At 68.5% G+C, this 13,115-nt stretch carries 11 protein-coding genes and 1 pseudogene; 7 read left to right on the top strand and 5 right to left on the bottom strand.

From position 1 onward, the window contains the following. Positions 1-63 precede the first annotated feature (63 nt). Together QH290_RS00955 and QH290_RS00950 are read left to right on the top strand one after the other, a co-directional pair. On the top strand, positions 64-1,257 hold the full coding sequence (locus tag QH290_RS00955; protein WP_280381703.1) for an acyl-CoA dehydrogenase family protein: 1,194 nt from the start codon (positions 64-66) through the stop codon (positions 1,255-1,257). Between the two features lie 60 nt (positions 1,258-1,317). Further along, positions 1,318-2,424 carry an acyl-CoA dehydrogenase family protein gene (locus QH290_RS00950; RefSeq protein WP_280381702.1) on the top strand — a complete coding sequence of 369 codons (1,107 nt, stop codon included), beginning with the start codon at positions 1,318-1,320 and terminating at the stop codon, positions 2,422-2,424. Positions 2,425-2,481: 57 nt separating this feature from the next. On the opposite strand, the gene QH290_RS00945 is transcribed toward QH290_RS00950, so the two are convergent. Further along, positions 2,482-3,081 (bottom strand): AAA family ATPase, encoded by a 600-nt coding sequence (locus tag QH290_RS00945; protein WP_280381701.1) that lies wholly within the window; start codon positions 3,079-3,081, stop codon positions 2,482-2,484. A 176-nt stretch (positions 3,082-3,257) separates the two neighbouring features. Here QH290_RS00945 and QH290_RS00940 point away from each other — a divergent pair, with 176 nt between their 5' ends. Next, complete coding sequence (locus tag QH290_RS00940; RefSeq protein WP_280266446.1) at positions 3,258-3,674, top strand: VOC family protein; 417 nt, start codon at positions 3,258-3,260, stop codon at positions 3,672-3,674. Between the two features lie 7 nt (positions 3,675-3,681). Here QH290_RS00940 and QH290_RS00935 read toward each other — a convergent pair whose 3' ends face one another. The 4 genes from QH290_RS00935 to QH290_RS00920 form a co-directional block, all read right to left on the bottom strand. Continuing rightward, complete coding sequence (locus QH290_RS00935; protein ID WP_280266445.1) at positions 3,682-4,680, bottom strand: sigma-70 family RNA polymerase sigma factor; 999 nt, start codon at positions 4,678-4,680, stop codon at positions 3,682-3,684. Positions 4,681-4,812: 132 nt separating this feature from the next. Beyond that, a complete protein-coding gene (locus QH290_RS00930; protein WP_280266444.1) occupies positions 4,813-6,465 on the bottom strand; it encodes an acyl-CoA synthetase in 1,653 nt (550 codons plus the stop codon). Between the two features lie 181 nt (positions 6,466-6,646). Next, entirely contained in the window at positions 6,647-8,188 is a 1,542-nt protein-coding gene (locus QH290_RS00925; protein ID WP_280381700.1) for an acyl-CoA synthetase, read from the bottom strand. A 109-nt stretch (positions 8,189-8,297) separates the two neighbouring features. Beyond that, positions 8,298-9,335 carry an LLM class F420-dependent oxidoreductase gene (locus QH290_RS00920; protein ID WP_280266442.1) on the bottom strand — a complete coding sequence of 346 codons (1,038 nt, stop codon included), beginning with the start codon at positions 9,333-9,335 and terminating at the stop codon, positions 8,298-8,300. An 82-nt stretch (positions 9,336-9,417) separates the two neighbouring features. Here QH290_RS00920 and QH290_RS00915 point away from each other — a divergent pair, with 82 nt between their 5' ends. From QH290_RS00915 to QH290_RS00900, 4 genes and pseudogenes are all read left to right on the top strand, one after another. Then, a complete protein-coding gene (locus tag QH290_RS00915; protein ID WP_280266441.1) occupies positions 9,418-10,416 on the top strand; it encodes a Zn-ribbon domain-containing OB-fold protein in 999 nt (332 codons plus the stop codon). Between the two features lie 15 nt (positions 10,417-10,431). Further along, the gene (locus QH290_RS00910; protein WP_280266440.1) at positions 10,432-11,463 is read left to right on the top strand and encodes a thiolase domain-containing protein; all 1,032 of its coding nucleotides are present in this window, start codon (positions 10,432-10,434) and stop codon (positions 11,461-11,463) included. Then, the gene (locus QH290_RS00905) at positions 11,460-12,629 is read left to right on the top strand and encodes a thiolase domain-containing protein (protein ID WP_280266439.1); all 1,170 of its coding nucleotides are present in this window, start codon (positions 11,460-11,462) and stop codon (positions 12,627-12,629) included. The genes QH290_RS00910 and QH290_RS00905 overlap by 4 nt, the downstream gene beginning before the upstream one ends. Continuing rightward, positions 12,626-12,991 (top strand): annotated as a pseudogene (locus QH290_RS00900) (LLM class flavin-dependent oxidoreductase); the annotation flags it as partial. The gene QH290_RS00905 and the pseudogene QH290_RS00900, both read left to right, overlap by 4 nt. Positions 12,992-13,115 lie beyond the last annotated feature (124 nt).

The raw sequence follows: 13,115 nt of genomic DNA, 5'->3' as shown, positions 1-13,115 counted from the left end.
GATCGGAACATCGGCCCAGCCCCATACCGGACGGCTATCGAACAAAGTTATGAGGTCACCGCGATGCGGATTGCGTATACCCCGCAACAGGAACAGCTGCGCGCCGAGCTGCGCGAGTACTTCGGCAAGCTGATCACCCCGGAACGCCGCGAGGCATTGTCGGCGCAGACCGGCGAGTACGGGCACGGCGACGTCTACCGCGAGATCGTGCGGGATATGGGCCGCGACGGCTGGCTCGCGCTGGGCTGGCCGAAGGAGTTCGGCGGCCAGGACCGCTCCACCATGGATCAGCTGATCTTCACCGACGAGGCCGCCGCCGCGGGCGCCCCGGTGCCGTTCCTGACCATCAACTCGGTGGCGCCGACGATCATGCACTACGGCACCGAGGAGCAGAAGAGGTTCTTCCTGCCCAAGATCGCCGCGGGCGAGCTGCACTTCTCCATCGGCTATTCCGAGCCGGGCGCGGGCACCGATCTGGCCTCGCTGCGCACCACCGCGGTGCGCGACGGCGACGACTGGGTGATCAACGGCCAGAAGATGTGGACCAGCCTCATCCAGTACGCCGACTACGTGTGGCTGGCCGCGCGCACCGACCCGAATGCCAAGAAGCACAAGGGCATCAGCATGTTCATCATGCCGACCACGGCCGAGGGTTTCTCCTGGACGCCGGTGCACACCATGGCCGGGCCGGACACCAGCGCCACCTACTACCAGGACGTGCGGATACCGCACACGTCCATGGTGGGGCCGGAGAACGGCGGCTGGGCGCTGGTCACCAACCAGCTCAACCACGAGCGCGTGGCACTCACCTCCGCCGCACCGCTGCAGCTGGCGCTGAACCAGACGGTGGAATGGGCGCGCGACGCCAAGGATTCCAACGGCGCCCGGGTCATCGACAGCGAATGGGTGCGGTTGAATCTGGCCCGGGTGCACGCCAAGGTCGAATTCCTGAAGCTGCTGAACTGGGAGATCGCGTCGGGGGCCGATGCGGGCGGCGATGCCGCGCCGCGGCCGTGGGACGCCTCCACCTGCAAGGTGCTGGGCACCGAGCTGGCCACCGAGGCCTACCGCGCGCTCATGGAGGTGCTCGGGCCGCAGGGCTACCTGCGCCAGGACTCCCCCGGCGCCGCGCTGCGCGGGCGGCTCGAGCGGATGCACCGCGCCTGCCTGATCCTGACCTTCGGCGGCGGCACCAACGAGGTGCAGCGCGACATCATCGCCATGACCGCCCTCAAACAGCCCGCCGCGGCGCGCTGAGCGTGCACCGGATCGACAGCCGCACTCGCCGCCGATTCATACGAAAGTTAGGGACAGACAATGGATTTCACGCCAACTGAGGGGCAGCTCGACCTTTCCCGGCTGACCGGCGAGGTGTGCGGGAAGCTGGTCACCGCCGATCGCCTGCGCGAACTGGACACCGCCGAGGTGCGTTTCGACGAGACGCTGTGGAAGTCGCTGGCCGAGACCGGGGTGCTGGCGGCGACGCTGCCCGAGTCCGTCGGCGGCAGCGACCTGGGTGTGCTGGAACAGACCGCGGTGCTGCGCGAACTGGGCAAGTACGTGGCGGCCGTGCCGTACCTGTGGTCGGTCGTGCTGGGCGCGGGCGCGCTGGCGGGATTCGGGTCGCGGGCGCAGCGCGATCTCGCCGCGAAAGCCGCTGCGGGCGAGACGATTCTGACGGTGGCGCTGTCGGAGGAGCGCAACTGGGAGCCCGCCCGGCCCACCACCACGGCCACCGCCGACGGCGCGAGCTGGCTGCTGACCGGCGCGAAGACCGTGGTCCCCTTCGCCGCGCAAGCCGCGCGAATCCTGGTGTCGGCCAACTTATCCGGATCCCCCGCGGTATTCCTGGTGGACCCGGCGGACGCGAGCGTGCGGGTGGCGGACCAGCAGGTCGTCGACCGCAGCCCCGAGGCCGCGCTCGAATTCGACCGCACCCCGGCCGAACTGGTCGGCACGGTGGAATCCGGCGCGGAGATCGTGGACTGGCTGCTGTCGCGCGGCTGGCTGGGCCTGGCCGCGCTGCAGCTCGGAACGCTGGAGCGGGCGCTGGAGCTGGTCGCCGAGTACGGCCGCGAGCGTGAGCAGTTCGCGCGCAAGATCGGTAGCTTCCAGGCGGTCGCGCAGCGGCTGGCCGACGGCTACATCGATCTGCAGGGCCTGCGGCTGGCGGTCACCCAGGCGGCCTGGTCGCTGTCGGAGGGCCTGCCCGCCGAGGCGGAGATCCACACCGCCAAGTTCTGGGCCGCCGAGGCCGGTCACCGCATCGCGCACACCGTCGTCCACGTGCACGGCGGCGTCGGCATCGACCGCGACCACATCGCCCATAACTACTTCACCGCAGCCAAACACAACGAATTCGCCCTGGGCGGCGCCACCGACCACCTGCGGGCCTTGGGTGCCACACTGGCCGAAGCACACTGAACGGGCGGACGCACGCCCCCATTCCCGGCACGCTTTCGGCCGGGATCTCACCGCCCGCTACACGCATTCTGCCCGGGCGAGGATCTCGTCGACGGTCTGGTCCACGGTGAGATCCGAAGAGTCGAGCCATAATCCGATGCGCGGGGTCTCCGCGTGCAGGACCTTGTCGAGGTCCGCGACGGTGAAGGTGCCGTACGCCTTCTTGCCGCGGCCCGCCTCGCGGCGCTCCACGGCGTCGGGCCGCGGCACCAGGACGACGACGTACAGCGGCCGGGTGCGGATCTGCTCGACCGTGTACGGCAGCAGTTCGCCCAGCACCGTGTCCTGCAGCACGGCCGTAAACCCTTCCGCCGCATAGCCGTCGGCGACCCGGGCCGCCAGGCGATGGCGCAACCGCAACTGCGCCAGCGCCTCCGGGCTCGGGTCGGGCGACATCTCGGCACTGCCGCGGACCACCGAGCGACGGTAGGTATCGCCGCGGACATGGGCCGACAGCGGGAACCGTTCGGCAAGTGCCTGCGCCACGGTGGATTTCCCGGCGGCCTGAATTCCGGTGATCAGATAGACCGCGCCGCCGCCCACCTCCGGCGCGGGCTCGATGCCTCCTCCAGCGTGCTCGCGGGACGGATCGGCGAATGCTGCGTCGGCGTCGGTCATGCCTGGACCATATGTCGCGGCCGGTACTCGCCGCACCACCATTTCCGCGGCGCCGCACCCGCACGACCTCCCCGCACGGACTTTCGTTGCAGACCGCAACTATCCGATGAGTTTTGCCGTCCCGACTCGTCGGAATCGGTGTACACGAACCGACTGCGCAGTCGAAAGGGACCGACATGGCCAGCAAGATGATCTTCCTCAACCTCCCCGTCGCAGACCTGGAGCGGTCCAGGAAGTTCTACGAGGCGCTGGGATGGACGGTGAATCAGGACTTCACCGACGACAACGCCGCCTGCGTCGTCATCGACGACAACATCTGCCTGATGCTGCTGGTGCAGTCGTTCTTCGAGACGTTCACCAAGCGACCCGTCGCCGATACCGTCGCCACCGTCGGATCCGTCTACGCGCTGTCGCTGAGCAGCGCCGAAGAGGTGGACGACCTGACGGCCGCGGCGCTGGCGGCGGGCGGCACCGAGGAGTTCAGCGAGGACAAGCGCGCCCAGGAGGCCCAGGTGGGCATGCACGGGCGCACCTTCATCGACCCCGACGGCCACCACTGGGAACCCTTCCACATGGCCCACCCGGCGGCCTGATCCGCGGTTACACCCGCAGTTCCTTCTCCAGGCCGAACAGCGGGAACATGCGGTCGGTGTCGAGGAAGAAGTGCAGGCCGCTGATCCGGTCGCCGTCGAGTTCGAGCACGGTGATCGACCAGGGCACGTAGACGCCGGGCTCGCCGCTCGGCTTGTAGTGGCCGAAGGCCGGGAGCCCGTTGGCGCCCGCGAGCGGGACCATCTTCGAGCCGCGGCACTGGGAGCCGGTGGTGACCATGAACCGGGCCACGTTCTCCGGGCCGGAGATCCACAGCTCGAACGGCGGCATGGACAGTGCCACATCCTGTTTCAGCAGGGAGGTGAGCGTGTCCATGTCGTAGGCCTCGAATGCCTCGACGAAGCCGTCGACGAGCTTGCGCTGATCCTCGTCGGACTCGTCGTAGCCGCCGGATTCGTCGGGCTGCACCTTGGACATGGTGGCCCGGGCCCGCTGCAGCGCGCTGTTCACCGAGGCCGGGGACATCGTCAGCATGTCGGCGGTCTCGTTCGCGGAGAACCGCAGCACCTCGCGCATGATCAGGATCGCGCGCTGGGTGGCCGGAAGGTGCTGCACGGCGGCCACGAACGCCAGCCGCAGCGAATCCTTGGCCGTGGCGTGCTCGGCCGGGTCGGAGCCGAAGGCCATCCCGTTGGGGATGGGCTCGACCCAGACGTAGTCCGGCTGGGCCGGGGGCAGCGGGGTGTCCGGACTCGACGGACCCGACAGGTCCATCGGCCGGGCGCGCCGCTGCGGGCCGTCCAGCATGTCCAGGCAGACATTGGTGGTGATCTTGTACAGCCACGACCGCAGGCTGGACCGGCCCTCGAACGAGCCGTAGGCCTTCCATGCCCGGGTGAACGCGTCCTGTACCGCATCCTCGGCCTCGAACGAGGACCCCAGCATGCGGTAGGCGTAAGCACACAGCTCGCGCCGGTACCCCTCGAATTGCTCCAGCACCTCACGAGTGATCTCGGCGGAGCCGGCGGAACTGCCCGTCTTGCTCATGTCACACACTCTGGCACAGGGCACCGACAAGAAACAGCCCGTAAAGCAGGGGACCTACGTCCTAAACGTGGCATACGGCACACGTGCGGACTCCGGCCGACAGCATGCCGGAAACGACGGGGACGCGACCGCCTACTTCGTCGCGGGAGCGGGCGCATCCTCGTCCGCCGGGCGCGACTCCGCGTGCGCGTGCGCCCACTTGTAGTCGGGCTTACCGGCCGGGGAACGCTTGATCTCCTCGACGAACCAGAGGCTGCGGGGCATCTTGTAGGACGAGATCTCCTGGATCAGCAGCGGGCGCAGCTCCTCGAGGGTCGGCCGCTTGCCGCCGCGGCACTGCACGACCGCGCACACCCGCTGCCCCCAGCGCTCGTCGGCGACGCCGATCACCAGCGCGTCGAAGATCTCCGGATGCGACTTGAGCGCGCCCTCGACCTCCTCGGGGTAGATCTTCTCCCCGCCGCTGTTGATGCTCACCGATCCGCGGCCGAGCATGGTGACGGTGCCGTCCTCCTCCACCCGGGCGTAGTCGCCGGGGATGGAATAACGAATTCCGTTGAACTCCTTGAAGGTTGCCGCCGTCTTGACCGGGTCGTTGTAGTAGCCCACCGGAATGTGGCCCTTGCGGGCGAGCATGCCGACCTGCCCCGAGCCGGGCGCGACGGGATTGCCCTGCTCGTCGAGCACGGCGGTGGAGGCGTCGATCTTCACCCGCGGGCCGCCGGTGTGCGTGGCGCCCTTGGACGCCACGGCCAGACCACCGAAACCGGTCTCCGAGGCGCCGATCGAGTCGGTGATCATCGTGGTCGACAGCAGCTCGATGAACTCGTCCTTCAGCGACGGCGAGAACAGCGCCGCGCTGCTGGCCATGGCCCACAGGTTCGAATGCTTGTAGGGCTCACCGGTTTCCGGGTTGCCCGCCTTCAGCGCGTCGAGCATCGGCCGCGCCATGGCGTCGCCGGTGATGAAGATGAGGTTGACGTTGTGGCGGTCGATCGCCTGCCAGACGCCGTGGCCGGTGAACTCCGGCAGCATGATCGCCTTGCCGCCGTCGAACAGGCTGTGGAAGGTAGCCGCCTGCGAGCCGCCGTGGATCATCGGCGGAATCGGGTAGCGGGTCAGCTGCGCGTTGCTCGCGCCGTTCTTGGCCTGCTGCCACTCGTCCTCGACGTATTCGCCGGTCATGAAGTTGATGCCGCCGCCGAGCACCCGCCACCAGTCCTCCTGGCGCCACATCACGCCCTTGGGCATGCCGGTGGTGCCGCCGGTGTAGATCATGAAGATGTCGTCGGGCGAGCGATCCCCGAAGTCGCGCTCACCGTGCGTGGCGGCCAGCGCCGCCTCGTATTCCACCGAACCCGCCGCGGTCGGCGTCTGGGCCTCGGTGCCGTCGTCGACCACCAGCACGGTCTTCAGCTTCGGGCTCGCCGGGCGCACGGCCGTCACCCGATCGCTGTAGCGCCGCTCGTGAATCAGCGCGACCATATCCGAGTTGTCGATGATGTATTGCAACTCGTTCTCGACGTACCGGAAGTTCACGTTGACCATCACCGCCCGCGCCTTGAACACCGCGATCATGGCCTCCACGGCCTCGATGGTGTTGCGCGAGTAGATGCCGACCTTGTCACCCGGCTGCACGCCCTGTTCCTGCAGGTAGTGCGCGAGTCGGTTGGCTCGATCCTCCAGTTCGGCGTAGGTCACCGAACGAGTGTCGTCGGCCAGCGCGACGCGGTCCGGCACGAGGTCGATGGTGTGTTCGACAAGGTCCGCTATGTTGTGGCTCACAGGACAAAAATAGAACGTGTTCTTGGTCCTGACAAGAGTCAATTTACACCGTTTACGAATTCCCCGTCCCGACGATAGGCCGCCCCGGGCGGGCGCGTGACCGATTCGGCGAAATACGTTGCGGCCCAACGAGGAATGCCCGCCTGGCGGCATTCCAGGCGGGCCCCGGGGAACGGAACGCTTACGCTTGCACGTAGCGGTCCCGGATCTTGCGCTTGTAGAGCTTCCCGTTGGGGTCGCGGGGCAGCTCGTCCATGTAATCGATGCTGCGGGGCAGCTTGTACTTGGCCAGCCGCGCCGCGGCGTATGCCATCAGCTCCCGCGTCAGCTCGTCGTCGGCCACGATCCCCTCGGCGGGCTGCACGACGGCCTTGACCTCCTGACCCCAATCCTCGTGCGGCAGACCGAAAACCGCGACGTCGTCGACCTTGGGATGGGTGATCAGCTCGCCCTCGATCTCGGCGGGATAGATGTTCACCCCGCCGGACAGGATCAGGTCCGAGCGCCGGTCGTGCAGGAACAGATAGCCGTCGGAATCCATGTGGCCGATGTCGCCGACGGTGAACAGGTCGCCGACGCGCGCACCCTCGGTCTTGGCCTTGTCCTTGTGATATTCGAAATTGGAGCCGCCCATCCGCATGTACACCGTGCCGATCTCACCGGGCGGCACCTCGTTGCCGTCGTCGTCGAGCACCTTCACCACCGCGTACGGCCACGCCTTGCCGACCGATCCGGGCTTCTCGAGCCATTCCGCGCCGCTGATGGACGTGCCGCCGCCCTCGGTCGCGGCGTAGTACTCGGTCACGACCGGGCCCCACCACTCCAGCATCCGGCGCTTGGTCTCGTGCGGGCACGGCGCCGCGCCGTGGATCATGCACCGCAGCGACGACACGTCGTATTTCGCGCGGACCTCCTCCGGCAGCGCCAGCAGCCGGTGGAACTGGGTCGGCACCATGTGGCTGTGGGTGACGCGGTGCCGTTCGATCAGCCGCAGCATGTCCTCGGCGTCCCATTTGTCCATCAGAACGACCTTGTGCCCCAACTGAATCGAGATGGACGCGAAGTTCAGCACCGCGGTGTGATAGAGCGGCGAGCCGCAGATGTGGACGTGGTCGTCGAACGGCCGGATGCCGAACAGCCCGAAGAATCCGGTCGCCTGCGGTCCGACCACATCCGGGTCGGCGCCGGTGAGCGGGCGCCGAACTCCCTTGGGGCGCCCCGTGGTTCCCGAGGTGTAGAGCATCGGCGCACCGGTGGTGCGGTTGTCGGGGCGGCCGCTCTCCCCCGCGCCCAGTTCCGCGAGCGGCCGGAACCCCTCCACCGATCCCACCGAAAAGCGCGCGCCCGCAGGTACTTTCGCCTCGTCGGCGGCGATCCGCGCGGCCTCGGCGAAGCGCTCATCGGCGATGAACGCCTTCGCCTCGCTGTCACCGAGGATGTAGGCGACCTCCGGTCCGGTGAGGTGCCAGTTGACCGCGACGATGTACAGCCCGGCCTGATACGCCGCGAAGTACACCGCGAGCGCCTCGGCGGTGTTGTGCACCATGGACACCAGCACGTCGCCGGCGCGCAGCCCCTGCGCCCGCAGGCCCCGGGCGAACCGGTCGGCCTGCGCGGCCAGCTCCGCGTAGCCGACCTCCCGACCGGAGGGATCGACCACCGCGATCCGTTCGGGTGCGGCGGCGGCGATATTCCACAATCCCAGCGTCTGTGCCTGCTCCATCGAAGTCACTCCTCGAACTTAGAACGTGTTCTACCCTTGAACAAGGGGTGGTCACCACCAGATTTCGGCGTGCGCCACAACGATGACGCGGCCACCACCCACGCGATTTCTACGACCGGACCAACGGTCCGAGACGCTCGAATTGCGCGGCATCGCGGACCCCGACCAGCAGCATGGTGACCCCGGCCCTTTCCCACACCTTCAGCTGTTCGCGCACGTGCGCCTCGTCGCCGATGATGGTGGTGTCGAGGATCAGCTCGTCCGGCACCGCGGCCGCCGCCTCCTCCTTGCGCCCGGACCGGAACAGCCGGGTGATCTCGTCGACCTCATCGCCGTACCCCATGCGCCGGTACACCTGCGCGTGGAAGTTCAGCTCCTCCGCCCCCATGCCGCCGATGTAGAGCGCCATGAACGGGCGCAGCCGATCCAGTTCGCCCTTCGTGTCGTCGGTGAGAATGACCTGTGCGGTCGCGGCGATCTCGAAATCCTCCCGCGAACGCCTGGCACCCACTCGCGCGAAGCCCTCGTCGAGCCATTCGTCGTACATCCCGGCCAGCCGCGGCGTGTAGTAGATCGCCAGCCAGCCGTCGGCGATCTCGGCGGTCAGCGCCACGTTCTTCGGGCCCTCGGCACCCAGCCAGATCGGCAGATCCGCACGCAGCGGGTGAGTGATCGGTTTGAGCGGCTTCCCGAGTCCGGTCGCTCCCGGCCCGGTGTACGGCATCGGGAAGTGCGGTCCCTCGCTCACCACCTTCCCCTCCCGAGCCAGCACCTGCCGGATGATCCCGACGTACTCCCGGGTCCGCTGCAACGGCTTGGCAAACGGCTGGCCGTACCAGCCCTCCACCACCTGCGGCCCCGAGACACCGAGGCCGAGAATGTGCCGACCGCCGGTGAGGTGGTCCATGGTCAGCGCCGCCATCGCCGTGGCCGCGGGCGTGCGCGCCGACATCTGCACCACCGAGGTGCCCAGCCGCACCCGGCTGGTCTGCGACCCCCACCACGCCAGCGGCGTGAAGGCGTCCGAACCCCACGATTCCGCGGTGAACACGGCATCGAAACCGGTCGCCTCGGCGGCGGCCACCAATTCCCCGACATTGGACGGCGGCTGCGCACCCCAATATCCGAGCTGCAATCCGAAGCGCATCCCACATCCTTCCGTCGCATGGCTACTATTGCCACCAGAATAAGAACCTGTTCTACTCGATATCGTGACTCAGGGGAACACCATGACCGGCACAATCGCCGAAGGAAGTGGGCCGGAAACGGGAACCACGCCCGACGTGCTCGCCGCAGAACTGCGCATGAAGTTCGACTACACCCGCTCGGTCGGGCCGACCATCGGACGGTTCCTGACCGGGCTGCGCGACGGCCGCATCGTCGGCATCCGAGGCTCCGACGGCCGGGTATTCGTGCCGCCCGCCGAATACGATCCGGTGACCGCCGATCGGCTCACCGAATTCGTGGACGTGGCCGACGTCGGCACTGTGCAGAGCTGGAGCTGGGTGCGAGATCCCTTGCCCGGCCAGCCCTTCGACCGGCCCTTCGCCTGGGCATTGATCAAGCTCGACGGCGCCGACACCGCGCTGCTGCACGCGGTCGACGTGGCGTCGCCCGACGACCTGCGCACCGGCATGCGGGTGCGGGCGCGCTGGGCCGCCGACCGCACCGGCAGCATTCACGACATCGCCTGCTTCGAACCGGGCGACACCTCCGCGGCACCGGCCGCGGGCACCGAATCCGAGCCGGTCACCGGCATCGTCACCCCGATCGACCTGCGCTACAAGCACACCGCCGCGCCGCAGGAGACCGTCTACCTGCGGGCCATCGCCGAGGGCCGACTGGTGGGCGCGCGCGCCGCCTCGGACGGCAAGGTGTACTTCCCGCCGCGCGGGGCCGACCCGCGCACCGGCGAGCCGACCGACGACTACGTCGAACTCGCCGACACCGGCATCGTCACCACCTTCTGCATCGTGAACGTGCCGTTCCAGGGCCAGCGCATCAAGCCGCCGTATGTGGCCGCCTACGTGCTGCTCGACGGTGCCGATATCCCGTTCCTGCACCTGGTGCTCGGCTGCGAGGCGAGCGAGGTTCGGATGGGCATGCGGGTCAAGGCTTCCTGGAAGCCCCGCGAGGAGTGGACCCACGAGGGTCTGGACAACATCTCGCACTTCGAGCCCACCGGCGAGCCCGACGCCGACTACGAGTCCTACGCGCAGCATCTGTAGAGAGGCGCTATTACCTTGAGCGACAACACATCCGACATCGCGGTGGTGGGCTTCGCACACGCACCGCACGTCCCCGAGACCTACGGCACCACCAACGGTGTCGAGATGCTGGCGCCGTGCTTCCGGCACCTGTACGACAAGCTCGGCATCACCGTGTCCGATATCGACTTCTGGTGCTCCGGATCCTCGGATTACCTTGCGGGCCGGGCATTCTCGTTCATCTCGGCGATCGACTCCATCGGCGCGGTACCGCCGATCAACGAATCACACGTGGAGATGGACGCCGCCTGGGCGCTGTACGAGGCGTGGGTGAAACTGCGCTCCGGACAGGCGCGGACGGCGCTGGTGTACGGGTTCGGCAAGGCATCCGCGGGCACGCTGCGCCAGGTCCTCACCATGCAGACCGATCCGTACCTGGTCGCGCCGCTGTGGCCGGACGCGGTATCGATGGCGGGCCTGCAGGCCCGGGCCGGACTGGATTCCGGCCGCTGGACCGAGCGGGACATGGCCGCGGTATCGGCCACCGATGACGCCGAGATCGAAAAGCGGCTCGCCGCACCGTATGTCGCCGATCCGCTGCGCGAGCACGACATCGCCCCGATCACCGACGGCGCGGCCGCGATCGTGCTGGCCGTCGGCGACCGGGCCCGCGAGCTGTGCGAGCGCCCGGCGTGGCTGACCGATATGGCGCACCGCATCGACACCCCGATCCTGGGCGCCCGCGACCTCACGGTCTCCGCCTCTGCCGCGGCCGCCGCCGCGGCCGTAACCGGCGGCGACACAGGCGGATTCGACATCGCGGAACTGCACGCGCAGTTCAGCCACGAACAGCTGATCCTGAAACAGGCCATCGGCCTGGGCGATTCGACCCGCATCAACCCCTCGGGCGGCCCCCTGGCGGGCAACCCGATGTTCGCGGCCGGTCTGGAGCGCATCGGCTTCGCCGCGACACAGATCATGAACGGCGACGCCGGGCGCGCCCTCGCCCACGCGGCGAGCGGCCCTGCGCTGCAGCAGAACCTGGTGGCCAAACTGGAGGCACGATGACCAACCTCGCCGCGGTGCTCGGCACCGGACAAACCCATCACGTGACGAAACGCTCCGACGTGTCGATGGCCGGAATGTGCCGAGAGGCAATCGATCGCGCGCTCGCCGACGCCGAGCTCACGATGGCCGATATCGACGCGGTCGTGGTCGGTAAGGCCCCGGACCTGTTCGAGGGTTCGATGATGCCCGAGCTGTTCCTCGCAGATGCGTTGGGCGCCACCGGAAAACCGCTGCTGCGCGTGCACACGGCGGGCTCGGTCGGCGGCTCCACCGGCGTCGTCGCCGCCAATCACGTGCAGGGCGGCGTGCACGGCAAGGTGCTCGCGGTGGCGTGGGAGAAGCAGTCGGAATCCAACGCCATGTGGGCGCTGTCGAATCCGGTCCCGTTCACCAAGCCGGTGGGCGCCGGTGCCGGTGGATATTTCGCCCCGCATGTGCGCGCCTACATCCGCCGCGCGAACGCGCCGCTGCACATCGGTGCCATGGTCGCGGTGAAGGACCGCCGCAACGGCGCGAAGAATCCCCTCGCGCACCTCCAGCAGGCCGACATCACGATGGAGTCCGTGCTGGCCTCGCAGATGCTGTGGGATCCGATCCGTTTCGACGAGACCTGCCCCTCCTCCGACGGCGCCTGCGCGATCGTGCTCGGCGACGAGTCCTCGGCCGCGGCCGCGGAGGCCACCGGCAAGAAGGTCGCGTGGGTGCACGGCACCGCCATGCGCACCGAACCGCTGGCCTACGCCGGACGCGACCAGGTCAGCCCGCAGGCCGGTCGCGACGCCGCGGCCGCGCTGTGGCGGCAGGCCGGTATCACCAATCCGCTGGAGGAGATCGACGCCGCCGAGATCTACGTGCCGTTCTCCTGGTTCGAGCCGATGTGGCTGGAGAACCTGGGGTTCATGCCCGAGGGCGAGGGCTGGAAGCTCACCGACGCCCGGGAGACCGAGATCGGCGGGAAGCTGCCGGTCAATCCGTCCGGTGGTGTGCTCAGCTCGAACCCGATCGGCGCCTCGGGCCTGATCCGCTTCGCCGAGGCGGCCAAGCAGGTCATGGGCCGCGCCGGGGACTACCAGGTCGACAACGCGCGCAAGGCATTCGGGCACGCCTACGGCGGCGGGTCGCAGTACTTCTCCATGTGGGTCGTCGGCTCGGACAGGCCCGAATGAAGTTCTCACTCGGGGTCGCGATGAGCCCGCTCGAGCAGCTCCCCGAGCTGGCCAAGACCGCGGAGGAGTGCGGATTCTCGTCGATCGCGCTGCCGGATTCACTGTTCTACATGCAGGAACAGGCGGCGAAATACCCCTATACACCCGATGGCAACCGGTTCTGGGGCCCGGACACACCCTGGGTGGATCCGCTGATCGGCGCCACCGCCATGGCCGCGGCCACCAGCAGCATCCAGTTCTATACCAACGTGCTGAAACTGGGGTCCCGCAATCCGCTGCTGCTGGCCCGGCAGGTCGGCTCGGGGGGGGCCGGGGGGGGGGGCGCGGGGGGGGGGGGGGGGGGGGGTTGTGGGGGGGCTCCGGGCTGTCTTTATTGAGCGGGGGGGCGTCGGGGGGGGGGGGTATCTGGGGGCGGCCCGCCGCGGGCTCCCTCGTCGGCGAGGATTCCCGGGCCGCGGGTGGCCCGGCGAGGGCAGACCATGGCGC

The sequence above is a fragment of the Nocardia wallacei genome (genome assembly GCF_029869545.1).
GTDB classification, from domain to species: domain Bacteria; phylum Actinomycetota; class Actinomycetes; order Mycobacteriales; family Mycobacteriaceae; genus Nocardia; species Nocardia wallacei_A.
This window is presented reverse-complemented; position numbering and strand designations above follow the sequence as displayed.